The 22,890-nt window shown below is 56.1% G+C and carries 23 protein-coding genes and 1 tRNA gene; 16 read left to right on the plus strand and 8 right to left on the minus strand.

All coding sequences use genetic code 11. The annotated features are described in order from the left end of the window. The first annotated feature begins 73 nt into the window (after positions 1–73). The 3 genes from GOB85_RS00390 to GOB85_RS00400 all read left to right on the plus strand — a co-directional run bounded on the left by GOB85_RS00390 (position 74) and on the right by GOB85_RS00400 (position 2,575). Positions 74–892: a PRC-barrel domain-containing protein gene (locus GOB85_RS00390; protein ID WP_173575641.1), complete on the plus strand. Its 819-nt coding sequence runs from the start codon at positions 74–76 to the stop codon at positions 890–892. A gap of 105 nt (positions 893–997) precedes the next feature. Next, positions 998–2,239 carry an MFS transporter gene (locus tag GOB85_RS00395; RefSeq protein ID WP_173575642.1) on the plus strand — a complete coding sequence of 414 codons (1,242 nt, stop codon included), beginning with the start codon at positions 998–1,000 and terminating at the stop codon, positions 2,237–2,239. Between the two features lie 132 nt (positions 2,240–2,371). Beyond that, positions 2,372–2,575 (plus strand): DUF3309 domain-containing protein, encoded by a 204-nt coding sequence (locus GOB85_RS00400; RefSeq protein ID WP_338421595.1) that lies wholly within the window; start codon positions 2,372–2,374, stop codon positions 2,573–2,575. A gap of 157 nt (positions 2,576–2,732) precedes the next feature. Here the strand turns inward: GOB85_RS00400 and GOB85_RS00405 are convergent, their stop codons facing one another. Continuing rightward, complete coding sequence (locus GOB85_RS00405; RefSeq protein WP_173575643.1) at positions 2,733–3,773, minus strand: cysteine synthase A; 1,041 nt, start codon at positions 3,771–3,773, stop codon at positions 2,733–2,735. A 209-nt stretch (positions 3,774–3,982) separates the two neighbouring features. Here GOB85_RS00405 and GOB85_RS00410 point away from each other — a divergent pair, with 209 nt between their 5' ends. Then, the gene (locus tag GOB85_RS00410) at positions 3,983–4,390 is read left to right on the plus strand and encodes a rhodanese-like domain-containing protein (protein ID WP_173575644.1); all 408 of its coding nucleotides are present in this window, start codon (positions 3,983–3,985) and stop codon (positions 4,388–4,390) included. A 91-nt stretch (positions 4,391–4,481) separates the two neighbouring features. On the opposite strand, the gene GOB85_RS00415 is transcribed toward GOB85_RS00410, so the two are convergent. Further along, positions 4,482–5,390, minus strand: coding sequence for a DUF2272 domain-containing protein (locus GOB85_RS00415; protein WP_173575645.1), 909 nt, complete (start codon positions 5,388–5,390; stop codon positions 4,482–4,484). 184 nt (positions 5,391–5,574) lie between these two features. Next, the gene (gene mtnA / locus GOB85_RS00420) at positions 5,575–6,678 is read right to left on the minus strand and encodes an S-methyl-5-thioribose-1-phosphate isomerase (RefSeq protein WP_173575646.1); all 1,104 of its coding nucleotides are present in this window, start codon (positions 6,676–6,678) and stop codon (positions 5,575–5,577) included. 338 nt (positions 6,679–7,016) lie between these two features. Here mtnA and GOB85_RS00425 point away from each other — a divergent pair, with 338 nt between their 5' ends. Then, positions 7,017–7,766 carry a hypothetical protein gene (locus tag GOB85_RS00425; protein ID WP_173575647.1) on the plus strand — a complete coding sequence of 250 codons (750 nt, stop codon included), beginning with the start codon at positions 7,017–7,019 and terminating at the stop codon, positions 7,764–7,766. Between the two features lie 105 nt (positions 7,767–7,871). On the opposite strand, the gene GOB85_RS00430 is transcribed toward GOB85_RS00425, so the two are convergent. The 3 genes from GOB85_RS00430 to GOB85_RS00440 are packed head-to-tail and all read right to left on the minus strand — an operon-like array spanning position 7,872 to position 9,732. After that, positions 7,872–8,279, minus strand: a complete 408-nt coding sequence (locus GOB85_RS00430; protein ID WP_173575648.1) for a hypothetical protein — start codon at positions 8,277–8,279, stop codon at positions 7,872–7,874. Continuing rightward, positions 8,276–8,599 (minus strand): rod-binding protein, encoded by a 324-nt coding sequence (locus GOB85_RS00435; RefSeq protein WP_173575649.1) that lies wholly within the window; start codon positions 8,597–8,599, stop codon positions 8,276–8,278. The genes GOB85_RS00430 and GOB85_RS00435 overlap by 4 nt, the downstream gene beginning before the upstream one ends. Further along, complete coding sequence (locus tag GOB85_RS00440; RefSeq protein WP_173575650.1) at positions 8,596–9,732, minus strand: flagellar basal body P-ring protein FlgI; 1,137 nt, start codon at positions 9,730–9,732, stop codon at positions 8,596–8,598. The genes GOB85_RS00435 and GOB85_RS00440 overlap by 4 nt, the downstream gene beginning before the upstream one ends. A gap of 175 nt (positions 9,733–9,907) precedes the next feature. Between GOB85_RS00440 and GOB85_RS00445 the strand changes: the two genes are divergently transcribed. The 11 genes from GOB85_RS00445 to GOB85_RS00495 all read left to right on the plus strand — a co-directional run bounded on the left by GOB85_RS00445 (position 9,908) and on the right by GOB85_RS00495 (position 19,499). Beyond that, positions 9,908–10,384 carry a flagellar assembly protein FliX gene (locus GOB85_RS00445; protein WP_173575651.1) on the plus strand — a complete coding sequence of 159 codons (477 nt, stop codon included), beginning with the start codon at positions 9,908–9,910 and terminating at the stop codon, positions 10,382–10,384. 129 nt (positions 10,385–10,513) lie between these two features. After that, the gene (gene dksA, locus GOB85_RS00450; protein WP_173575652.1) at positions 10,514–10,927 is read left to right on the plus strand and encodes an RNA polymerase-binding protein DksA; all 414 of its coding nucleotides are present in this window, start codon (positions 10,514–10,516) and stop codon (positions 10,925–10,927) included. A gap of 90 nt (positions 10,928–11,017) precedes the next feature. Beyond that, positions 11,018–11,092, plus strand: a tRNA-Thr gene (locus GOB85_RS00455). 81 nt (positions 11,093–11,173) lie between these two features. Beyond that, entirely contained in the window at positions 11,174–11,560 is a 387-nt protein-coding gene (gene hpxZ, locus GOB85_RS00460) for an oxalurate catabolism protein HpxZ (RefSeq protein ID WP_173575653.1), read from the plus strand. 170 nt (positions 11,561–11,730) lie between these two features. Then, positions 11,731–13,128 carry an MATE family efflux transporter gene (locus GOB85_RS00465; RefSeq protein WP_173575654.1) on the plus strand — a complete coding sequence of 466 codons (1,398 nt, stop codon included), beginning with the start codon at positions 11,731–11,733 and terminating at the stop codon, positions 13,126–13,128. 174 nt (positions 13,129–13,302) lie between these two features. After that, a complete protein-coding gene (locus GOB85_RS00470) occupies positions 13,303–15,621 on the plus strand; it encodes an adenylate/guanylate cyclase domain-containing protein (RefSeq protein WP_173575655.1) in 2,319 nt (772 codons plus the stop codon). Then, positions 15,618–16,583 carry an MlaE family ABC transporter permease gene (locus GOB85_RS00475; protein WP_338421596.1) on the plus strand — a complete coding sequence of 322 codons (966 nt, stop codon included), beginning with the start codon at positions 15,618–15,620 and terminating at the stop codon, positions 16,581–16,583. The genes GOB85_RS00470 and GOB85_RS00475 overlap by 4 nt, the downstream gene beginning before the upstream one ends. Before the next feature lie 91 nt (positions 16,584–16,674). Then, positions 16,675–17,352, plus strand: a complete 678-nt coding sequence (locus tag GOB85_RS00480; protein WP_173575930.1) for an ABC transporter ATP-binding protein — start codon at positions 16,675–16,677, stop codon at positions 17,350–17,352. After that, entirely contained in the window at positions 17,352–18,305 is a 954-nt protein-coding gene (locus GOB85_RS00485) for an MlaD family protein (RefSeq protein WP_173575656.1), read from the plus strand. Before GOB85_RS00480 ends, GOB85_RS00485 begins: the two co-directional genes overlap by 1 nt. After that, positions 18,302–19,306 (plus strand): hypothetical protein, encoded by a 1,005-nt coding sequence (locus GOB85_RS00490; protein WP_242011178.1) that lies wholly within the window; start codon positions 18,302–18,304, stop codon positions 19,304–19,306. The genes GOB85_RS00485 and GOB85_RS00490 overlap by 4 nt, the downstream gene beginning before the upstream one ends. A 22-nt stretch (positions 19,307–19,328) precedes the next feature. Next, positions 19,329–19,499, plus strand: a complete 171-nt coding sequence (locus GOB85_RS00495; protein ID WP_173575657.1) for a hypothetical protein — start codon at positions 19,329–19,331, stop codon at positions 19,497–19,499. Between the two features lie 220 nt (positions 19,500–19,719). Here GOB85_RS00495 and GOB85_RS00500 read toward each other — a convergent pair whose 3' ends face one another. After that, the gene (locus GOB85_RS00500) at positions 19,720–21,204 is read right to left on the minus strand and encodes a SulP family inorganic anion transporter (RefSeq protein WP_173575658.1); all 1,485 of its coding nucleotides are present in this window, start codon (positions 21,202–21,204) and stop codon (positions 19,720–19,722) included. A 51-nt stretch (positions 21,205–21,255) separates the two neighbouring features. Next, positions 21,256–22,887 carry a tetratricopeptide repeat protein gene (locus GOB85_RS00505; protein WP_173575659.1) on the minus strand — a complete coding sequence of 544 codons (1,632 nt, stop codon included), beginning with the start codon at positions 22,885–22,887 and terminating at the stop codon, positions 21,256–21,258. Positions 22,888–22,890: the final 3 nt, after the last annotated feature.

A 22,890-nucleotide genomic window follows, 5' to 3' on the forward strand; every position in this document is an offset into this window, starting at 1 on the left:
GGATAAGCCGAAGAGATAACGGTCTTAACCATGGGTTTTCAGCCGGATTTCAGGGGCATTGGAGATATGATGCATGAGTGCTTCTGATTCCACTCCGACGACGCTGCGGATCGGAATGTTCTGCGCGGCTCTGCTTCTGACAGCCGGCTCATCCGGCAAGGCGCATGGGCGCGATGCCGGCTCCACAGGTGAATCAGGCCCCACGAGCGTTATTCGACCACAGGCGGAGGGCGAGCCTGAGGGAAATGCTTCGCCGGAAGCATCCGCTTCGGCCCGATCATCTGCGAATTCGACCCGCGATATGTCGACCGGCGATAGCCCTGAGCAGCCAATTCCGGTCGTGCCATTGCAGAGACAGACCGTGCCGGACGCTGAAAGACGCAATATCTCTCCCGCGGGTGAAATCGTTGCACTGCCTCTTGGTGGTTTGCTGGACCGGCAGGTGCGGGCCGTTGATCATGGCCCGCTTGGACGCATTGTCGACGTACTTGCCGGAGTCGACGGCCAGGTCAGGGCCGTCGTTGTCGATATTGGCGGCTTTCTGGGGGTCGGAAATCGGCGTGTTGCGATTGCCTGGTCGCTCCTTGCTCCTGATCATTCAGATCCCAGACGCCCGATCACGATTCTTGCCCCGTCCGTCGTCATTCGGGGCGCTCCGGAGTACAATCCTGCCTCGTCCATGACACAAATCCTTAACGGTCCGCATGTGGCGCTGCCACCCGCTGATGAGGGCAACGGGAAAAGACCCGATTCATCCGATAATCCGATGGATGAAACACCTGCCATCCAGGTGAAACCACTCCAAAAGGAAGGGGAACAGACGGAAAAAGAAGCAGCCCCTTCGGAACCACCGGCGCAGACGCAGGTACCTGCGTCCATACACAATCGATAATCGGGTGATAAAGCGAGCCTTTGTCCAGGTCGCCTGTGGCTCCGCTCACAGGAGGGATGTGTCGTCTTTTGCGCTGTTCACGACAGCCGCACCGGATAGCGCATCATGTTAAAGAAAATCCCGGTTAACAGTGCTTACGGCCTGGATGGCGTCAGTTTCTTTGTCGCCAATCTGCAGGCTGCGTTTGGGCCGTTTGTCGCGGTCTATCTGACTGGCGAGCACTGGACCCAGGGAGAAATCGGCGTTGCGCTGAGCATCGGTTCCATCACCGCGATGGTGAGTCAGGTGCCTGCCGGCGCTCTGGTGGATGCATTACGCAATAAGCGGCTGGTGGCGGAATTTTCAGTTATTGCGATCATTCTGTCCTGTCTGGTTATGGCCCTTATGCCGCAACGCCTGCCGGTGGCGATCGCAGAAGTGCTGCACGGGCTGGCCAGTTGCACGCTTAATCCGGCGATCAGCGCGCTAACGCTTGCGGTGGTCGCGACCTGGATTGCCCGCAATCCGGATCGGGCGACCGGGGCGCTCGGGGTCCGGTTTGGTCGTAACGCCAGTTTTGCCGCGATCGGCAATGCTGTTTCCGCTGGCCTCATGGGGGCGGTGGGTTACTGGTCTTCAGCCCGGGCGACGTTTTTTCTCGGTGCGGTGATGGCGGCACCCGGACTCTTCGCCCTGCGCATGATCGAACCGTCAGAGCCTCCCGTGGATGAAAGTGCGTCCGCGCTGGCCGAAGGAGAAACGCCTCAACAGGCCAGAGGGGTCTCGCTTCTGAAGTTGTTGCGTGAGCCTGGTTTGTTTGCGTTCGCGCTTTGCGTGATTTTTTTTCATCTCTCGAATGCTGCGATGCTGCCTCTCGCAGCGGGGCAGATCACTAAGGATGCCGGCCGATCCGCCGAGCTTGTGATTGCGGCCTGTATTCTCGGACCGCAATTGCTTGGAGCTCTGGTATCTCCGTGGATTGGCCGCTGGGCGGAAACGATCGGACGACGACCGGTGATGCTGGTGACCTTTGCGGCGCTTCCTGTGCGGGGAGTTCTGCTTAGCCTGACGTCCGACCCCTGGCTGGTCATGCCGATCCAGATGCTGGACGGGTTAAGTTCCGCTTCATTTGGAGTCATGTTTCCACTGGTGACGGCTGATCTCACACGCCGCAGCGGTCATTTCAATCTGTGTATGGGGGTGCTCGGGCTGGCTATGGGCCTGGGCGCCAGTTTCAGCACAACGCTTGCCGGTCTGGTCGCCGACAGTTCTTTACGTGATGCATTTCTGCTGCTGGCGGCTGCCGGCGGGATCTGTGTTCTGCTGGTAGCGTTGCTTATGGGTGAGACAAGCAGAACGAGCGCCTGAGTTCCTCTCTGACATCATAGCATCGGTCAGGTTATGCGCAGTTGATATGCTTTCGGAGATTTCCGGCAGCAATCACTCATTGAGTGAAAACCCGGTCGATGGCGCGCCGTTATAACAACAAGGCGTATCACCTTGCGACATGATGCGCGGTCCGATGAAACGGCTTCCGGAGAAACAGTCATGCTCGGCACAATCCTTATTATTATTCTGATTCTGATGCTTCTTGGTGCGTTGCCCAGCTGGCCATACAGTATGGGATGGGGATACTATCCGTCGAGCACATTGGGGATGATCCTGGTTATTGTGATCATTCTCGTACTGCTTGGACGCTTGTGACACAGAAAAAATATAGAAATCAGATAATTATCATTAGAATCTGATTTCACCTCTGAAGTTCTGAAACGACATCCGGGTAACGCCCCGTACGCTGGTGACGTTACCCGGATTTATTCTGATATCTTTTAAAATCAGTCGATTACGAAAATTTCCTTGTTCACTCATCAAGCCAGAATGGAACAGGAAGATTTTTGGCGCGCAGAAATTCCGGGTTGAAGAGTTTGGACTGATAACGAGTTCCCCCGTCACAGAGGATCGTTGCAATCCGATGACCCGGGCCCAGTGTGCGGGCAAGACGGATTGCAGCAGCAACATTGATCCCGGACGAGCCGCCGACTGACAGACCTTCGTGAATGAGAAGGCTGTAAATCTGTTCGAGTGCTTCCGGGTCGCCGATCCGCTCTGCATCATCAATGATCGCCCCCTCAAGATTGGCTGTGACCCGGGACTGGCCGATCCCTTCGGTCACTGACGATCCGCTGATGGACAGATCGTTCGACTTTACCCAGCCATAGAGACCCGACCCTTCAGGATCAGCCAGAACGATCTTCGGGCGGGTCACCCCGGCTGCTTTCGCTGCGTCGGCGAGACCGAACCCTGTTCCGGCCAGCGTTCCGCCCGTTCCGCAAGCGCAGGTAAACGCATCGATCCGTCCCTCCATCTGCTGCCAGATTTCCGGAGCTGTTGTCAGGCGATGGCCCTCACGGTTGGCGATGTTGTCGAACTGATTGGCCCAGAGCCAGCCATTCTCCTCAGAGAGACGACGCGACACATGCACGTAGTTTCCCTGGTCACGATATGGCTTTGCCGGGACGAGACGAAGATCAGCACCGATCATACGCAGGAAGTCGATCTTTTCCTGACTCTGTGTCTCAGGCATGACGATAACGCTTTTGTAGCCACGGGCATTGGCAACGAGAGTGATGCCAATGCCCGTATTGCCGGCTGTACCCTCAACAATCGTGCCGCCAGACTCAAGTTCACCGCGCGTCTCAGCATCCGCGATGATGGCAAGAGCAGCACGGTCCTTCACAGAGCCGCCGGGGTTCATGAATTCGGCCTTACCGAAGATGTCACAGCCAGTGGCATCCGATGCCCTGCTGAGGCGGATCAGAGGTGTTCCGCCAACAGCGGAGGCCATGTCCGCAGACGGGGTTTTCCAGCCGTGACGAGTGAGAGAGTCAGGTTCCGGAGTCATCGTATCTGCCTTTCATCCTGGTGCGACCGGGCTAGCGCGAGTTGGCACGGTGTGCAATTGGCCACGGATGTATTGCGTCTGATGTTTTATGCTGGCCGGATCGCCAGGCTTTGCCGGTGCCATGTTTTTCGGGAGGCCGATTTCATGCCAGACGGAGGCAGATGGGGTCTGGTCAGGGTTTTCAGGCTGGTTAATAAGGAATGCTGACTATGATTGATGATGTGTCACCGCAGGCTACATGGCAGGCTCTGGAAGAAAATTCTGCGGCTCAGCTCATTGACGTGCGCACGCCGGCTGAATGGCTTTTCGTTGGAATGCCTGATGTTTCTCAGATCGGGCGCGCAGTTCACCCGGTGAGCTGGCAACTGCCGGGCGGACTGGTGAACAGTCAGTTCCTGGAAGAATTGTCGGCTACCGGTGCGACAGAAGGACAGCCGCTCTATTTCATCTGCCGTTCGGGCTCACGTAGCCGCGCAGCAGCCAAGGCCGCAAAACAGGCAGGTTTCGGTCCGGTTTTCAATGTAGCTGACGGCTTTGAGGGACCACTGGATGCCCATTCGCATCGCGGGGGATCTGCGGGATGGAAAGCGGCGGGTTTGCCCTGGCAGCAGCACTAAATCAGATTGCCATTCAGGATTTGCAGATGGTGTGGCGTCTGCAAATCTCATGTCTGACGTGGTTTTACGTGATGAGAACCCGGCCGGGCAGTTACTGACCTGCGTCGGGTTCCACGTCAGAATCGTAGATCACTTCAAGCACTGCGCACCAGGGATAACGCGAGTCATAGCTCTTGCCATCGGGCGAGGCGACGGCGCCATTCGCATCCGTCGGAACATGCGTCAGAGTGACCGCGTCGTCGATATTGCCGCCGATGATGCTGAGCTGCCGACCGAATGGCTGGCCATTTTGTCCGGTTGCGACGACAATTCCACAATGAGCGGGAAAGCCGTACCGTGTGGGAAGTTTCGAGAATTGCACCGATTTACTGCCTCCGCGACCGGTGCAGATGAGGTCCCCGAGCTTAGGGACGTAAGCGCCAGGATCATGCGCGCGAAGTCCTGTGGCCTGCCCGGAGGCTGCTGCGTTAATATAGGTTGAATGGTTGGGCGAGTAGGGGAAGCGGTCATTGGCACCGGCAACCCGCATCACGTACGATATAAAAGCCGCCGACCAGGCGTAATGCCCGTCGTGGATCAGATTGAACAGACTTCCATTCGCGTCATATTTCCCACTCCAGGCAACCTCGGTTTCCTGCGGATCCTGTCCGATCCACCAATATTCGCCGACACGCTGCCACAGACCAGGCGCTCTTTCAGGCTTCACGCTGCCAATTGTCGGCTCTGGACGCAGTTCCGGATCATCATCATTCACTGGCATGCCGAAAAGCCGCCATTCGCGCATTGCGATTGCAACGACATCCTGACGGTTAAAGGGGACAAAATTACGGGTCGCAAAATCCGGAACATGCGGATCCCAGGCGACCGGTCCGGAACTATTTCTATATTGCGCGGTTGGAGTCTGTGCCGGCGTCTGACTGACCTGAGAACGGGGGGCACAGGCAGCGACACTGAGAGCAAGGAAAAGGGCGGCAGGCTTACGAAACACCAGATTGTCCATCCACAGGCCGGCGCATCGTTCCGGCTTAATAACGTAAGAAGACGACACGCGGCCACGTGAAACGAGAATCGTGTCTTTAACGATGTCTTTACAGCGTTGATATGGGGACCGAAAGAGCTGCTGCAGCCAATCTCCGGGCGAAATGCGCAACAGCAGCTATCAGCGACCAGCTTCGGCTGCGAAATTACTGGCTTTGTCTTTCCGGAAACAGCGAATGCAGTCCTGCTGCGCTTGCTGCGCAACGCCCTCGTTCAGTAATGAGACCAGTAACAAGACGCGCCGGCGTCACATCAAATGCCGGATTAGCGGCGGCGCTGTCATGCGGCGTGATCCTCACCGTTTCGATACGTCCGTCCTTCGTCTGACCGGTTACACCCGTAACCTCTGATGCAGCACGCTCCTCAATCGGAATTTCCCGAATGCCGTCCATGACAGTCCAGTCGATTGTCGTGGACGGGAGCGCAACCCAGAACGGCACCTTATTATCCTGTGCTGCCAGAGCTTTGAGGTAAGTGCCGATCTTGTTGGCGACATCGCCCTGTGCTGCCACCCGATCCGTGCCAACAATGACCAGGTCAACCATGCCATGTTGCATAAGATGTCCGCCTGCATTGTCTGTGATGACGGTGTGCGGGACGCCGTGACTCCCGAGTTCCCAGGCGGTCAGTGCGGCGCCCTGGTTACGGGGACGGGTTTCATCGACCCAGACATGTACATCGTAGCCGGCATCATGCGCCATATAGATCGGCGCAAGTGCCGTGCCCCAGTCAACAGTCGCGATCCAGCCGGCATTGCAATGTGTCAGAATGTTAATTCTTCTGTTTTTGTCGTTTGTTTTTGCAATATCCCTGATCAGGGAAAATCCATGGCGTCCGATTGCTTCGTTTTGAGCGACGTCCTCGTCGCAAATCAGAGCGGCTTCAGCATAGGCCGCTGCGACACGATCTTCCGGTTTAAGAGGACGCAGTTTCGCAAGCATGCGATCGATGGCCCAGCGAAGATTGATGGCAGTCGGTCTTGTTGCCGCAAGCGTGGCGGCATCTCTCTCCATGGCGTCGTCTCCGGCATCGACCCGCAAAGCAAGTGCGAGTCCATAAGCAGCGACAGCACCGATCAGAGGAGCACCCCGAACCTGCATTGAGGTAATAGCGTGTGCGACCTGAACGCATCCGGTAAGACGCAGCACGTTAAGGGAAAAAGGCAGACGGGTCTGGTCAAAAATCAGAATAGTCCAGTTATCATCAGGATCGACCTGGACGCTACGGTATTGCACTCCATTTATTTTCATAGCGAAAACATCCTGCTTCATAGTGTGGATTTTTAAGAGTGTTAGCCTGACGGGATGATTATCGCCAGCATGATGATCAGGGCACCGCCACTTCCAGGTCCCGATAAAAATATTTAGTTACAATATAAGCAAGTGTGCGCCACACGCATGGCGCATAATGATGTAACGCAACCTGACCCGAACAAAACGCGTTTCCGCAATCGCGACAAGAAAACGATATTTGAATATTTTATTTCATATACTTGTTTTTTCTAAACAACACCGGAAAAATATCAGGCAACTGTTCATGTGTCTTCATATATCGTGACGTCAGTCATCTGTATAAAGAATGTTCGATATTGATATTGCAAACAGGAGCGACCGTATATATTGGTATGATCAATCTAGGCAAAGATGTGTTCAGTGCAGTTTTTTCACCACCATCAGATCCCGTTCCATTCCGGACGACAGTGGCTGAATTTCAGATTCTGCTTTTGAAACACATCGAACGTAGCGCGAAGATTTCGATAATATTTGTCCGATGCGTGTTGACAGAAAGAGAGTGGGTTATGGCTAAAAGACCAGATAAAGTTACGGCAGCAGCACCGGTGGCTCCGAAAAAAACAACGGCGCCGAAAAAGGCTCCGTCCAGAAAAGCTCCTCCGGTTGCGATTAAGGCATCTGCTAAAGTGGTCGCTCCGAAAAGCCGGGCCGTTGCGCCGAAAACCAGGGCTGCAGTTAAACCTGCTGTGAAAACTCCTGCAAAAACGACGCGCACAGCGCGCGTTGTGGAGGCAACGCCAAAAGCAACCACAAAGCGCAAGTCTGTTGCTCCGGTTGTAAAGGCCGTGACAAAAAAAGTGGCAGCACCGAAAGTAACACGAACAAAGGTTGCTGCTGCTCCAAAAGCAGTTACCCGGATGTCGGCTCGCAAAGAGACACCTGTAGCCAAACTGTCTGCTGTCGAGCGGCTTAAGATTACCCAGGAAACGCGCAAGCAAAAGCGTCTGACACGTCTTGCTGCGGAAAGAGCAGCAAGTGAGCAGGCCGAGGCTCCGAAACGTTCGACACGAGCAAAAGTGCCTCGTGGCAAGGCATCCCGCGCCTGAGTGTTTGTGACATCTCCGGTGATATATCTGAGTGCTATGAAAACGCCCCTGGACTCATATTGAGTCCAGGGGCGTTTTCATTTTTGGATACCGATTTGCAGCCTGTCAGGCGTTATTCCGAAAGGCCCGCCCCGGTTGCTCACGTTTAGCAACATAACCACCCGAGTTGCTGTATTGTGTTTTAGCGCCAGCATCGGGCAGGGCACTCGTCAGGAGCCGGACAATAAGACTCTGGGCCGTCATCGCCTGCCTGAGAAGCGTTCTGTTTTCCTGAAGAGCGTCATCAAGTCGTCTGGCTGTTTCCGGTAATTTTACGGAACAACATTCTATCGATGCGCCTGCATCAGAATCGCGCTTGCATACGATATCGAGCCTGTCCAGGTCTGCGAGTGCGGCTTCTTTTCTGGCCAGGAGTGAAACAGCAGCGGTAATATCACCGGCTTTCAGCTGGACGTTTTCCTGTTCGATGACGTCCAGGACGGTTTCAAGCGTTTTTAACGCGTCGGGGGTCATCCTGCTTTCTCCTGAATTTCGAGCATCTGGTGATAAATGGATTTCGCCAGACCGAGACCGCCGTTGCCTTCTATCTGTTTTGCCATTTCATCGACCATCATCGGTTTGAAGGTCGACTCACCGACGCCGCCGCCAAAAGGTCCCTTTGAGAGATCGACAGTATCGAACATTGGCTGCAGAAGCTGTCCAATGGCCATTGATTCAAAGTCCGAGGCTGTCTTCCAGATTTTTGGATCAACGGACGTGTCCGTCGATGTGTCGCTGCTCGTCACAGCAGGCTGGGGAAGGGTTTGTGTTGCGCTTTTAATGCTGCTGGTCATCTTACTTCCAGATCTGCCTGCAGGGCGCCATCGGCTTTGATGGCCTGAAGGATGGATATCATGTCACGAGGTCCGACACCCAGGGCATTGAGGCCGGACACCAGGTCACTGAGAGCCGGGCCATTATGAAGTATGCCGAGCTTAGCGCTGTTACCGTTATTGACATTGATGTTCGTCCGGGGGGCAATTGTTGTGGTGCCGCTGGACATGGGACCCGGCTGGGAGACCTGCGGGGTTTCGGTAACCTGAATGGTCAGATTGCCCTGAGCGATAGCGACAGTGCTGATGCGAACATCGTTTCCAATCACGATTGTGCCGCTGGCGTCATCGACAACAACCTTTGCGAGAGTATCCGGCTCAACGAGCAGATCTCCGATCCGGTAAAGCGCTTCCATCCGGTCAATGTTGCTGAGATCAAGGGCTACGGTGCGCGGGTCCTCGACATGAGCAATATTGCGGCCAAGGCTTGAATTGATCGCCTGAGCAACCCGTGTTGCCGTTGTGAAATCAGGATTGCGCAGCGACAGATGTTGCAGTTTCCGGTCCACCAGATCGAGTGGGACTTCGCGCTCGACCACTGCGCCGTTGGCGATATGTCCGTTAGTGGGGATATTGTGCACGATCGATGCGGCCGCGCCACGGGCGCTGAATGCGTTGGTCGCGAGTGATCCCTGCGCGACGGCGTAGACTTCGCCGTCCGCGGCCATAAGGGGAGTCACGAGAAGTGTGCCCCCGGTCAGATCGGTCGCATCGCCGGTAGCGGAAACCGTGACGTCGATGCGACCGCCGCCATGAGCGAAGGCCGGGAGATCAGCGGTTACCATTACAGCAGCAACATCGTGAGTCTGGAGCTGGATCTCACGGTCACGGATATTGACGCCAAGGCGATTCAGCATGCTGATCAGCGTTTCACGGGTGAAAAGCACGTTGGTCAGCTTGTCGCCGGTCCCATGCAGTCCGACTACCAGCCCGTAGCCGATCAGCTGATTTGTTCGAACGCCCTCAAAGTCGGCAATATCCTTGATCCGGACTCTGGAGGCATATGCGGGGCTGATTGTGGATGCCATGCTGATTGTTATGAGAAGGGACGCAAGGAGCGCGGAAACAAGTCGGCGAAACGCCGCTGTCTGCATGCGCTTTCTTCTGCGGTGAGAGGGATTCATTCCGATGTTTGCCGCTCGTCAATGTTTTGCCGACAGACTATCGGTCCTAAGAGCAAACAATTCCTCAACGGACATTACGGGACGAAGCTCTTCCCGGTCCGGAAACGGATGAAGGCTCTGTTCCTGCTCACGGTGTGGAGACAGTATGAGCGTCATCAGCACGATAAATTATGTTTCCCGCGTGGTCACATCACGTAAAACACGACAGCGAACGACGCCGACACCTTTTTCGGTGGGACAGGCCGGCGAATCAGGACGATCTTCCGCCGCCGGTGCAGTGTCAGGCACATCGCTTCTCGGGCTTCAGGAAGAAGACGGGGACGATCCGCAGGGGAACGACAGAACTGCTTTCAACTGGGGTGATGATACTCTGAAAACCCTCAGGAGCGTGCAGGTTGCGCTGCTTGAAGGGGATTCTGTGACTGAAGCACTCGCGACACTCGAAGGGCTTTGCGAATCGGCGCCTCTTGCCGCGAGTCCGGGGCTTATATCTGCCATCCGGTCAATTCGGGTGCGGGCCGCCATTGAAGTGGCAAAGGCACGCAGATCGGAAGGTCGCTCTATGCAGCCTGAATCTGACAGGAACGAAGACGGTCAGTTTCCGAACTCAAAGGGAAGGTAGCAGGGTGAGCTTGTAACATCATGCAATAAGACACAAAATTGCGATTCGCGCTTGGCTCTGCCCTGACCCGTCGCTATAAGCCGCCCATTCTTTGGCGGGCACTTGCCCCCGGGAGCGGAGACGCCACTCATGATCACACTTCCTCCGGATTACAGACCGTCCGACGACGAAGAATTCATGAATCCCATGCAGGTCGAATATTTCCGCGAGAAATTGCTGAAATGGCGCACTGATCTGCTGAAAGAAGCCGGGGGAACCCTGGCAAGCCTTTCTGAAGGCGGGATCCATGAAGCGGACGTAACTGACCGGGCCAGCGTTGAGACCGACAGGGCTCTTGAGCTGCGGACCCGGGACCGTGCGCGCAAGCTGATTGGCAAGATCAATCAGGCCTTGCAACGCGTTGATAACGGTACTTATGGCTATTGCGAGGAGACCGGTGAGCCGATCGGGCTCAAGCGGCTCGAAGCACGGCCCATTGCAACTCTTTCGATTGAAGCGCAGGAGCGTCACGAGCGGATGGAGAAAATCCATCGCGATGACTGATATGGTCGGGGATCAATAAAAACCGGCCTGACGGCGATTCAGGGGCTTGCCGACATCTCGCTGAAAATGTAGGTAGCCCCTCGCCTTAGTGCTGCTGTAGCTCAGTGGTAGAGCACTCCCTTGGTAAGGGAGAGGTCGTGAGTTCAATCCTCACCAGCAGCACCATCTTTCTCCTGAAGCGTGACAGCCTGACTGAAACGTGACAGTTCGGCGCGATGCAACCGATCGCGCACAGGGAAAGTCATTATGCTGAAAATTGATGATCCGGATATTGTTCGTGAAGTGACAGAAGCCTCGGACTGCTATGAGGTCGCCCTGATGGCGAACGATCTGACGCAGCTGGATGCGTTGTTTCGCGATGCTCCGGAAACAATCCGGTATGGTGTCGGCGAAAATCTTTACGGATTTGAAGAAATCGCAGAATTCAGAAAAACACGGACAGGGGGATCACCCCGGAGGAAAGTCCTGCGGCGCGTTGTGACGACCTATGGTCATGGTATGGCGACCGTCAATCTGGAGTTTCGGCGAGAAGGCAGTACGCGCACCGGACGCCAAAGCCAGACCTGGCTTCGGACAGATGAGGGATGGCGCATTGCAACGGCGCATGTTTCGCTGATGGAGTCCTTTTCCTGAAGATGCCTGACTGTTTCGTTGCCCGTTTTTGTCAGGTCAGTGACATCGGGACGATATCCCGGTGACAGGTTCAGGGGCATGACCGGCAGACGCTGTCAGACAAAGTGTCCGGCTTTCCGGGAATTATCCCGGGTCGCCAGAGCGAAACCATATGAACCGGTGCTATCCGGATGAACACTGATGGGCGTGCCGGACTATCCGACGGCGCGACGGGTTACTCCCGGGAAGCAAATGCGGAACCGCTGCGTTCACTGACCGTTCGTTTCTTAGTTTTCATGATGCCGGTTCTTCTGGACTGTGTCCTTCAGTCGGTTTCGGGGACGATTGGCAACATCTGCGCAGGGCGGCTTCTTGGCCCGGATGATCTTGCCGCCGCGAGTACTTTTTTTCCGATTATGCTGATGCTGGTTTCCTGCGGGGTTGGACTTGGAACCGGAGCGAGCACCCTCGTGGGACAATACTGGGGTGCTGATCAGACGGAACGGGCGAGGGTGGTTGCTTCCGCGGCTCTCGGCGTTGGGCTCGCAGTAGGGCTGGTTATCAGCGCAATGTCGCAGATCGCGATTCGCCCGACGCTGATTCTGTTTGGCACACCGGCGAACATACTGGATCACGCGGCCCGTTACGCCGGCTGGCTGCTGTTCGGAACACCGGTTCTGGCTCTCGTGATCGTCTCGTCGATTGTATTGCGTGGTGCCAGTGACAACGTGCGGCCTCTGGTTTCAATCATTATTCAGATTGCTTCCACGCTGCTTCTGGCTCCTCTCGCAATCGCTGCCGGGTCTGGTCTGGATGGCGTTGCGTTCGCGATGCTGGCAGGCTGGGTCATCGCATTGCTTTATATGGCACTGTCACTTCGGCGCGCACGACATCCTCTCGCCCCCGACACCTCTATGATACGGGAACTGCTTCCGAAGTGGACTGTTCTTCTGCCGGTATTGCGGTTGGGGTTACCTGCCATGGTCGAAATCATGAGCATGGGACTCGCAGAGACTGCGCTTGTCGGAAGAATCAATGCTTTCGGTTCGGACATGACGGCATCTTACGGTCTTTTTATGCAGACCCTGACCTATATCGAATATCCTGGAATGGCGATCGGGATCACCGTTTCTGTGATGTGCGCCCATGCGATCGGTGCCGGGAACGAGCGCGAAGCCCGCGCCGTGCTTCGTGCAGGTTTCTGTGTCGGACTCATTATGACGGGATGTCTGGCTCTGTCTGTTACGCTGGCGCCCGGTGCGGTAGCCGGCCTGTTTACGACGGACCGGAACGTGATGGCTCTTGCTGAACACGCATTCCGAACCGTCATGTGGAGCGCTGTGCCGCTTGCGCTGGGCGGCGTGATTGCCTCAGCCTTGCGTGCCAGCGGTGACGTGATCGCTCCGATGGCGATTCAGCTTGGATGCATCGTACTGGTTGAACTGCCAGTCGGTTATTTTGCTGCACATCATTACGGGGCCTGGGGTGTGTGGTTTGGTTATCCGGCCAGCTTCAGCGCAGCCTTTGTTATGACGGTCGTTTACTGGGCGCTGCGCTGGCGACGGCGTAATCTTGTTCCGGTTATCTGACCACTGACACCACTGGCGACGGCCTGAAATCCCGACGACAAACCAGCTATTTGCATCAGGCAAGTCTGTAAACGTGACTAAATGCCCGTTTAGTAATAACTTAATCACATTGTCCGGCTCGCGTGTCGCAGAATAATGTAAGTGGCATGCCTGATTGATGGGGAAGGCGAAATCTTGACCTCTGACGAGATTATCGACCCGACCTCGCATAGCGATGTCTCTTTACGCAGGAAATTCATTCAGGTCGGTGTTCCGGTTCTGGGTGTGTTGCTTATTCTGGCGACGATTGGCGGTATCGGGTGGCACACTTACCAGACGACCCGTGAAGGCGTACTGCAACTGACGAGACAGTTACTGACGTCTGTTCAGCGCTATGTTGTTCAGGATGTATCGGATTATCTCGCGGCCGCGACTCTTGGCGGATCATTTGCAAAGGATTTCGTAAGTCACGCTCCGCCTGCTGTCACACGCAATGCGTTTTATGCTTACGGCGCATCGATGCTCAGGCTCGTGCCACAGATCCAGTCTTATTATCTCGCCGACCAGAACGGTGGGTTTATTCTCGTTGAACGTGATCCCAACGGAAAAGGCCTTGAATACACGGAACTACGTTCGACAGCGTCAGGCGGTATTTTTCATCATGAATTCCGTGACGAAAAAGGCAAGGTTATCCGAACAGAGGAAAACCCGGCTGATAATTATGATCCCCGTGTACGGGCCTGGTATGCCAACGCCATCAATCAGGACACTGTCGCCTGGTCAGCACCAACGATTTATCTCACAACACGACAACTGGTGATCACGGCCTCAACGTCCCTGACCGGTAACGATGGTCTGCGGCGCGTTTTTGCTATCAATGTTTCGCTTAATCTTCTGAGTCAGTTCCTTGATGGTCTGAAGATCAGTCAGAACGGTAACGCCATTATCCTTGACGGTAGCGGACATATTATAGCGGGCCATGATTTTTCAAAGATCGTCGCGAGAGCCGGAAACGATCCGTCAAAGATGGTTCTTGATCCGAACACACAGGGGGCATTCCAGCGGGTTTACGACCGGTACCGCGTTCGTGGCGTGGGTTCTCATCCATTCACTTATGACGATAAAAACTATATCGGAATGGCTCAGACACTGCCGTCAACGAACGGCTGGGTTGTTCTCATTGTCGCGCCCGAGAACGATTTTGCGAGCTTTGCCCGACAGAGCGGTCGGGAAAGCCTTCAGTTTTCTATTATCATTGTTGTGCTTGCCGTCGTTCTGGCAGGTCTTCTTGCCCGGCAGAGTCGCCGGACCGAACATGTGAATCAGGCATTTGTTCGTCAGAAGGCGCAGACGGACATGGAAGCGGCAGCACTTCAGCAGGTGGCGATTTCACCTGGCCTTCTGGACGTATCGGAAGAGGCGCTTGTCCTGACCGAAGAACTGACGCGCGTGACCGGAGCCCGGCGGGCGTCTCTGTGGCGCATGCTGCACGACGGAACGGCGCTGATCTGCGAAGACAATTTTGATGCCCGTGTTGAGGGACACTCCGGCGGATTCGAATTATCCCGCAAGGATATGGAGGATTTCTTCAAACTTCTGGACGCCGGCGCGATTGTCTCGGTGACATCAGCAGGTTCTGATCCGCGCACAGCATCATTTGAGCGATCTGTGATGCGGGATGCCGGCACGCGGTCACTTATGGTTTGTCCGATTCGGGGCACGAACAACGGACGAACTGAAATTGTGGGTGTGCTGACCCTGGAGGATGCCCGTTCTGCTCCTTATCTTGTTTATTTCCTGGAAATCATCTCCGCGATTACCGCTATACGGTTCAGCGGAACCGCTGAAGTCGTTGACAGCGAAAAAGAAGCTGCCCCGGATGCGAGCGCCGCAGCGGCACTTCCTGCACCTCGCTTCGACGAAACGCTGATGCAGGCCCCGACGGCGGGGGATGAAATCGGACAGGGTCTTTATCCGAGCGTTGCCGTCATGGTGATTACATTCTCAGATCCTGTCATGGAGAGCGACGACAACGTTGCGACGCTGCTGCCACTGATCGACCGTATCGCGTCAGAGGTGCAGGATATTGCTCGTCGTTACAATCTGTTCTCCGTAAAAGTCGCCGGGCATCGCCTGATCTGCATGGCGGGTTGCACCAGAGAATCCGATCCTACAGCGGTCTGGCGTCTGGCGGAGGCTGCCCTTGCTCTGCGTGAAACCTGCATGATGCTGCTGTCTTCAGCCAATATTGAACCGATATTCAGCATTGGCATGGATTTCGGCCCGGCGATGGGTGGAGAACTTGGCAGCGATCCGAAAATATTCAATCTCTGGGGGGAGACGGTGACACTGGCTGAGCTCATGGCTCAGGGGGCTCCGGATGTCGGCACGATCGAGGTGACAGAGCGGGTCTATCAGGCGCTGCGGAACCGCTATCTGTTCCGTAGTCGTGGGTCTTTCTATGCGCCACGTTCAGGCACGGGACGGGTCTATGTGCTCGCGTCACGCCGGTGACAGAGGAGCGGACATCAGGATCAGGCGGCGACCAGGAGCAGGACGGACGGCCCGAAGAGCATCCGGCGAACCAGCAGGGACATGCGGCAGCAGGGCAGGGGCAATCTCCGGAGCAGCCTGCCGGGGTCTTTCATCCCGATGAGGATCAGCTCCCGTCGAATCCTACGGTCGGGCAGTATATCCTGCGCTTTCTGGGCTCGACGGGTGCTCTCGTCCGGCGTCAGGTCTGGTTCCTGCTTATTATGCTGGGCACAATCTGGGGTGTCGTAAATGAGAGTATGCGCCCTGGCAACTGGCGCCGCACGGTACGCTATGAGTTTCAGATGACGCTGTCATCGGTGACCGTCGGCGGCCTTCTCAGTACGCTGGTCACGGGCACTCTCACGGGTGTTGCTGTCGTTTCTCAGGCGATTTACTGGCTCGGTTTTGCCGGAATGGCAAAGATGACAGGCTCTATCCTTGTCTCCGTTATCGTCCGCGAAATTGCCCCGATCCTGGTCGGTGTGCTGATGCTGGGACGGAGCGGGATGCTGTCACTTGCTGAAATCGGCAGTCTCACGATCGGGGGCCAGATTCGTTCCCTTCAGGCTGAAGGGCTTGACCCGTTTCTGCTGCTTGTTCTGCCACGGACCATGGCGTTCATGGTGTCAGGATTTACGCTGGGCATCCTGTTTTCTGTCGCGTCACTGACGACGGGGTATATCATCAGCCGCGCTTCCGGCGCTCTGTCGAACTCGCTTCTGTCATTTTTCTACGATGTGGCCACTGCGATGACGCCGGCCGACTACATCGTGATCCCGCTGAAATTTACCATCGTAGGATTTCTCGTCGGACTTGGATGCTGTGTCAGCGGTCTCACCGCTTCCAGCGAGGATACTCTCGCGACAATGCTTCCCCGTGGTTTTTCACGTGGCATGCTCATCGTCATGGCGGTGAGCGTGCTGTTCAGCCTGAAACTGTGAGGGAAGCCGGAATGTCTTTCCCGCGACCACGCCTGCGTCCGCCACATCCTGCCGGAAAGGAACTGCGCCTGTGAGCCGCCGGTCTGGTCCGATGCTGGAACTTATGAATGCGACACCTTTTTTTGAAGATAGTGGTCTGCCGCCGGTCGCTCTGAATCTGCGCCTGATGCCCGGAGAGTGCATGGTCGTCGAGACGCGGGATATGCCGCGGGCGACAATGTTTGCTGATCTGTGTTCGGGTCTGATTCCGTTGAATAACGGGACAGTAAAGGTCATGGGGCTGGACTGGACATCTCTCGATGTCAAACGCGGCAACGCGCTGCGAGGCCGGATCGGGCGGATCACCCGTCGGGCGAGCTGGACCAATCTGTTTGGCGCGCATGTGGAACTGATGCTGAGGGAACTGCATCATACCACACGATCAATCGACGACATCACAGGTGAGACGCTTCGGATGTGTGAAAGATTCGGGCTACCGGGAGTTCCTGTGGATACGCCGGAACGCCTCTCTTACACCGATCTGGCACGGGCGAACTGTGTCCGGGCATTTATGGGGAAGCCGGACCTTCTTTTGCTTGAAGACCCTCTGGAATATGGAACGGCCGATCTTTCCCTTCCGTTCCTGGAGTGTCTGACCGAAGCGCGTGACCGCGGGGCTGCGGCTCTCTGGTTCGTGCGGGATGCCTCTGTGTGGCAAGCCTACCGGGAGGCGGTTAACGCCCACTGGAGACTTGCGGATGATGGACTCATAACGGTACGGATGCACTGATGTTTCAGATCAGATTACGGCAGAAAGGCGGCCGCCCACTCATCCATCTCCGATATGCCGATGAGTGGGTCGGGCTGCTTGTGCTGATCAGCCTCATGCTGTTTGTCGCAGCCGTCATTGAAGCGGGCGTACTCAGTGACTGGCTCAGTCCACCTGCGCGCCTGCGGGTTATTTTGCCGGAATCAGGTGTCGGTGGTCTGACCGTTGGCGGCGATGTGCAGATTCTCGGTGCCCATGCCGGCACGATCAGGGGTATCAAACTCAATCCGACCGGGAAGATGTATGCGCAGGTCGATCTTGATCCCCAGGTCGAACCATTCCTTCGGCGGGATAGCAAGGCCGTTATTCGCAAGCAGTTTGTCGTTGCCGGTGCCAGCTATCTGGACCTGACACGCGGTTCAGGCGAACCCATGAACTGGGATTACGCAGTAATCGACGCCGTGACTGAGCCGAGCCCGACCGACATGATCACACAGACTCTGAAAGACATTCAGGCACAGGTGATGCCGGCGATCGCGAGCGCGCGGCACATGATGGCGCAGCTCGACGAGACGATTACCGACATGCATGAGGGCAAGGGCAGCGTCGGACAGCTTATGACGAACGACAAGCTCATCAAACAGGCTGAGGCAACGATTGTCTCGCTGAACGACGTGATCGACCGTCTGAAACCGCAGGAAGATCAGTTGCGTGCGATTCTGACGAAGACTGATGCGACGATGGCAAACGTGAAGTCTGCAAGTGGAGACCTGAAGAAGGCGACGCCGCGTCTTCCTTCCATCACGCGGAGTACCGACGAGGCGCTCGCTGATGCCCCGGCCCTGCTGACTCAGGCCCAGACGACACTTTATACCTTGCAGAAACTGACCGATCAGTTGCGCGGATTGTGGTTGCTTGGGGGACACAAGACTTCCGAGGCGCACCGTCTGCCAGCACATCGGGTGACACCATGATGCGTGGAAACCCGCTCTTCCGGCTTTCGGTCATGCTGTTGCCACTCTGGGCCGGTCTTTCAGGCTGTAGCGGCGCGGCAAAGGATGACACCGTGCAGGAACAGGACACGGCTTATACCCAGGCGATGGATGGGGGCAGGCAGGCTCTGGCCATTGAGCGTTATTCCGTCGCGGAACGGGAATATCGGGAAGCGGTGCGTCTGGCTCTCCGCCGTGATGATCCGTCGGCAATAGGTGATGCCGCCTATGATCTTGCTGTTACGCAACTGGCGGCAGGGGACGCCGCCCAGGCGCTGGTAACGGTTCAGCAGGCCCGTGATACGCTGCGGATGCGCGTCGGGCAGACTGCCATTGTTCCGGGAGGACTTCCTGGCTCTTCTGCATCGGTTACGGCGGGAAAGACATCGACATCAGGGAAGACGGTCAATCCTGATTCCGGCGCGCTCGATCTTGTCAGTGCGGCGGCGCTTTATCGGCTTGGACGGCTTGATGAGGCAGCCGGCCCTGCCAGACAGGCTTCTTTGTCAGACCAGACTGATATCGCGCTGCGCGGTTCGTTCATCGCCGGACTTGTCGCCGCAGGACGAAATGACAGCGCCACTCTCAACGCAGGTATTCATGCGCTGGCAGCCGTTAAGCCGCCGCAATCCGCCGTTTTACGTGGAGATCTTGCTGAATTGCAGGCGCTTGCAATACTGAACACTAATCCTGCAAGTGCGATGGATTTCGCCGCCAGTTCTGTGGATCTTCGTCGTGAAACGGGAGACTATCGGGCTATGGCACGGGCTCTGTCGGTCGAGGCGCGTGCCGCTCAGGCGGCAGGGCAGGGAGCCAGGGCATCGGCATTACTGGCCCAGGCAGCTCAAAGCCTGGGAGCACGCGGTGGTGGAGATGGAACTCCTGACCCACTGGCAACCCGATACATGCGGGACGCACAACTCTCCGTGCCTCTTCAGCCGTTTGACATCAGGGAAGTGTCTCATGATTCAACCTCACCCTGAACAACCAATATCGGATCAGATAATGAAAACCGGAAAAACAGCCGGAAGACTGGGCCGCTGCATCGTCATTCTGACTGTGCTGACTGGCCTTGCGGCATGCGCGGATGACCCGGCGCAGGATCACCAGCTTCATCCGAAGCACCATCATGGTCAGAAAGCACCGAAATGGTATAAGCCGCCCCCGGTCAAATAATGGTTCTGCGGGTAGCTTTTTGCTGTGGCCGATAAGAAGCCGGGCTCGTCAGTTATGAGGCAGAATTCGGCATGTTTATGCCACTGACAGACGTGTCCGCTTTAATCGCTGGTTTTGAGTAAGTCCTGCCGGAAGAAAGCAACTTGCCGGGGCTATGTTGCTTCGGGTTAAGCTGCTGCTTCGTTGTTGCTATGTAATGGCTTCAAAACTGTGTTTGCGGTCAGGTCATGGCGGGGCTGATAGCAGAGTGCCGAGAGAGCAATGCCGCGCTCGCCTCGTTCAATCCCACCACCTGCACTTCATGTCCCCGTTTCTGCAACTTTCTGACAATCGTCTCGATCGCGCCTACAGACGTAATATCCCAGAGATGCGCATCATGAAGATCAAGGATAATGTTCCTAGGACCGGCGAATTCACCGTCTGGCAGGGACGCCGGATCATCGTAGTCAATTGCGTCTTCAAGCAGTTCGGATGACGCAAAGAAGATCTCACCCTGCACAGTGTACCGGCGTGTTCCTGTCACAGAATCAGAGGAACTCGTCACGCGAAGCATGGAAGAGACACTGGAGGCGAAGAACACGCCGCTGAGCAGGACGCCGGCGGCCACGCCTGCGGCAAGATCATGCGTCACCACCACGACAGCCACCGTGACCAGCATAACCGTGCTGGCAAGTCGCGGATGACTCGCAAGGTCACGCAATGACGACCATGAAAACGTGCTGATCGAGACCATAATCATGATCGCTACCAATGCGGCCACTGGCACCCGGGCAACCATGGGTCGAAGAGCCACCATCAGCACCAGCAGAAATACGCCGGCCATAAGAGTGGAAAGTCTGCCCCGGCCGCCATAACGCACATTGCCGACCGTCTGGCCGATCATCCCGCAGCCGCCAATACCGCCAAACAGACCAGCCGCGATGTTTGCTAAGCCGAGCCCGATGGACTCCCGACGTTTGTCAGAAGGCGTGCCTGTCAGGTCGTCCACCACACGTGCGGTCATGAGACTTTCGAGAACGCCGACCATAGCCATTGCCAGGGCGTAAGGAAAAATAATTTCCAGTGTTTCCAGCGAAGCAGGCAGATATGGAAACACGAAAGTGGGAAGACCATCCGGCAGATGTCCCAGATCAGCAACGGTTGCTACCGGCATCGGGTAAACGGCGACTATCGTGGTGAGGACTGCGATACAGATGAGTGGGGATGGAATGGCCGAAAACACGCGTGGGACGAGATAAATGATTGCAAGACCGAGCGCGATCAGGACGTAAGTATGCCACGTTACATGCAACATATGCGGCACCTGCGCCGAAAAAATCAGGATTGCCAGGGCATTGACGAATCCTGTCCGGACGGGACGGGAGACAAACCGCATCAGTTCCTGAAAGTTCAGCAGCCCGAATATGATCTGAATCGCCCCGCATAGCAGCGTGGCTGCAAGGAGATATTGCACGCCATGCGCATGAACCAGCCCGGCGACAACGAGGGCGACTGAACCCGCCGCAGCCGAAATCATCGCAGGCCTTCCACCGGCAAACGCGATGACAACACTGATAACAAAGGACGCATAAAGTCCGACGGAAGGATCGACACCGGCGGCGAAAGCAAAGGCAATAACTTCCGGAATGAGCGCAAATGTTGCAACCAGCCCGGCGAGACATTCACGAACAGGATCAGCTTTCCAGCCGTCGGCGAAAAAAGTCATAAGTATTGGGTCCGGATTATTCGAAAGGGCTGAAAATACAGCCGGTCAGCTTCATGCGCCGTGTTTCTTTTGCGCAACCATCGCACGAAGACGCGTTCCGACACGATCGACCACAGACACCCAGTCGCGGGGGCGCTCCTGACGAATGATCGTGAGGTCAGGATACCAGATGGAATCCTCACGTCCCGTCAGCCATCGCCAGCAATTGTCAAAGCGATCCATCAGCAGCACGGGCAGTCCCAGCGCGCCGGCAAGATGAACGACTGATGTATCCACGGAGACCAGCACGTCCAGCCCCATCATCAGTGCCGCCGTATCATCCATGGAATGAAGCTGATCTGTCGGGTCATACAGACGCATTCCTTCCGGCGGATTCAGTATTTGTCCTGCGTAGGGGCCTTTTTGCAGACTGATCAGGTTCAGGCCCGGAATTCGACCCAGAGGCGCCATTGCCGCAAGTGACGCCGACCTTCGCCGGTCAACCATATGGGCGGGAGTCTGTGTCGGACGAGGCGAACCACCCCAGACAAGACCGACATTCAGCTTGCCATTTTTCGGCAGAAAACGGCCTGCTGTTTTTATCTTTTGTGGGTCTGCGTGGAGATATGGCACCGGATCGCCAATGGCGTCCGGCGTACCAACAAAGACGCGAGGCAGGCTGATGAACGGACAGTGCCAGTCGAAAGCCGGTGTCTGACCACCCACCTGAACGACGGAGACGTAATCGAGCCGGCGGCAAAGATCGCCAAGTTCTTCCGGCACCCAGAGATGAAGGAGCGCTCCGCGCCGGGCAAGAGGCGCGAGATAACGGAGATACATGAGTGTGTCTCCCAGCCCCTCTTCCTGCGTGATCAGAATACGCTTGCCGCTTATATCCAGTCCTTCGGTAAGGGAGGGCATGAGAGTCGCGCGCGGGAGTTCACTATGCCCCGGCAACTTTAGCCGCCATTCATGCTCCGGCCATCCCTGGGCGAAACGTCCGGCCTTCAGAAGAGCAACCGAATAATTCAGTCGGATCTGCGCATCATCAGGTCGTTCCTGAATAGCGGTTCGATAAAGATCGATGGCTTCATCCGACTGGCTCTGAGCGGAATAAATACATGCCAGATTGGATATCGCACTCGGATTACCTGGCGTCAGTGTCAGCACTTTATTGAAGATTTCAATCGCCGCTTCGATGTCGCCCCGTTCAACGAGTGCGATGGCCATAAGATTCATTGCGTAAGGCGCAACCGGCCTGATCTGCAGGCTTTTTTCCAGAACACCGATGGCCTTATCGAACTGCCCCATCTGTGACAGAACATCGCCCAGTGCATCGTAAATTCTGGTATCATGAGGCGATATGCGGATCATGATGCGAAGAGCGCGTTCCGCATCTGCACGCCGGTCGAACCGCGCGAACATGTCAGCGAGATCCTGCCCGGGATGCTTATTGCCTGGATTAGCGATACCCGAAGCAACAAGCAGTTCAGCGGCTTTCTCAAACCGTCCCGTGCCGGCGCAGGCGAAACCATACAGAAGATCTGCCCGGCTATCGCCCAGACCTGAAAAGGACTCCAGCGCCTGGCAAGGCGCGTCAAACCGGCCTTCGTGAATTTCCACGTAGGCACGTCGCAGAAGATTATCATCGGCTCTGACAACCTGCCCCGTCTTTACCTGAGACAGAGCAGGAGACGTGTTCATTTC

The organism is Acetobacter fallax, assembly GCF_011516735.1.
Lineage (GTDB): Bacteria > Pseudomonadota > Alphaproteobacteria > Acetobacterales > Acetobacteraceae > Acetobacter > Acetobacter fallax.

Excerpts from the sequence above, each read along its gene's own strand:
- dksA (WP_173575652.1), top strand. The coding sequence starts at position 10,514 with ATGATCACACTTCCTCCGGATTACAGACCGTCCGACGACGAAGAATTC.
- GOB85_RS00445 (WP_173575651.1), top strand. The coding sequence starts at position 9,908 with ATGAGCGTCATCAGCACGATAAATTATGTTTCCCGCGTGGTCACATCA.
- GOB85_RS00490 (WP_242011178.1), top strand. The coding sequence starts at position 18,302 with ATGATGCGTGGAAACCCGCTCTTCCGGCTTTCGGTCATGCTGTTGCCA.
- GOB85_RS00435 (WP_173575649.1), bottom strand. The coding sequence starts at position 8,599 with ATGACCAGCAGCATTAAAAGCGCAACACAAACCCTTCCCCAGCCTGCT.
- GOB85_RS00500 (WP_173575658.1), bottom strand. The coding sequence starts at position 21,204 with ATGACTTTTTTCGCCGACGGCTGGAAAGCTGATCCTGTTCGTGAATGT.
- GOB85_RS00495 (WP_173575657.1), top strand. The coding sequence starts at position 19,329 with ATGAAAACCGGAAAAACAGCCGGAAGACTGGGCCGCTGCATCGTCATT.
- GOB85_RS00415 (WP_173575645.1), bottom strand. The coding sequence starts at position 5,390 with ATGGACAATCTGGTGTTTCGTAAGCCTGCCGCCCTTTTCCTTGCTCTC.
- GOB85_RS00405 (WP_173575643.1), bottom strand. The coding sequence starts at position 3,773 with ATGACTCCGGAACCTGACTCTCTCACTCGTCACGGCTGGAAAACCCCG.
- hpxZ (WP_173575653.1), top strand. The coding sequence starts at position 11,174 with ATGCTGAAAATTGATGATCCGGATATTGTTCGTGAAGTGACAGAAGCC.
- GOB85_RS00480 (WP_173575930.1), top strand. The coding sequence starts at position 16,675 with ATGCTGGAACTTATGAATGCGACACCTTTTTTTGAAGATAGTGGTCTG.
- GOB85_RS00410 (WP_173575644.1), top strand. The coding sequence starts at position 3,983 with ATGATTGATGATGTGTCACCGCAGGCTACATGGCAGGCTCTGGAAGAA.
- GOB85_RS00440 (WP_173575650.1), bottom strand. The coding sequence starts at position 9,732 with ATGCAGACAGCGGCGTTTCGCCGACTTGTTTCCGCGCTCCTTGCGTCC.
- GOB85_RS00505 (WP_173575659.1), bottom strand. The coding sequence starts at position 22,887 with ATGAACACGTCTCCTGCTCTGTCTCAGGTAAAGACGGGGCAGGTTGTC.
- GOB85_RS00430 (WP_173575648.1), bottom strand. The coding sequence starts at position 8,279 with ATGACCCCCGACGCGTTAAAAACGCTTGAAACCGTCCTGGACGTCATC.
- GOB85_RS00395 (WP_173575642.1), top strand. The coding sequence starts at position 998 with ATGTTAAAGAAAATCCCGGTTAACAGTGCTTACGGCCTGGATGGCGTC.
- GOB85_RS00465 (WP_173575654.1), top strand. The coding sequence starts at position 11,731 with ATGAACACTGATGGGCGTGCCGGACTATCCGACGGCGCGACGGGTTAC.
- mtnA (WP_173575646.1), bottom strand. The coding sequence starts at position 6,678 with ATGAAAATAAATGGAGTGCAATACCGTAGCGTCCAGGTCGATCCTGAT.
- GOB85_RS00485 (WP_173575656.1), top strand. The coding sequence starts at position 17,352 with ATGTTTCAGATCAGATTACGGCAGAAAGGCGGCCGCCCACTCATCCAT.
- GOB85_RS00390 (WP_173575641.1), top strand. The coding sequence starts at position 74 with ATGAGTGCTTCTGATTCCACTCCGACGACGCTGCGGATCGGAATGTTC.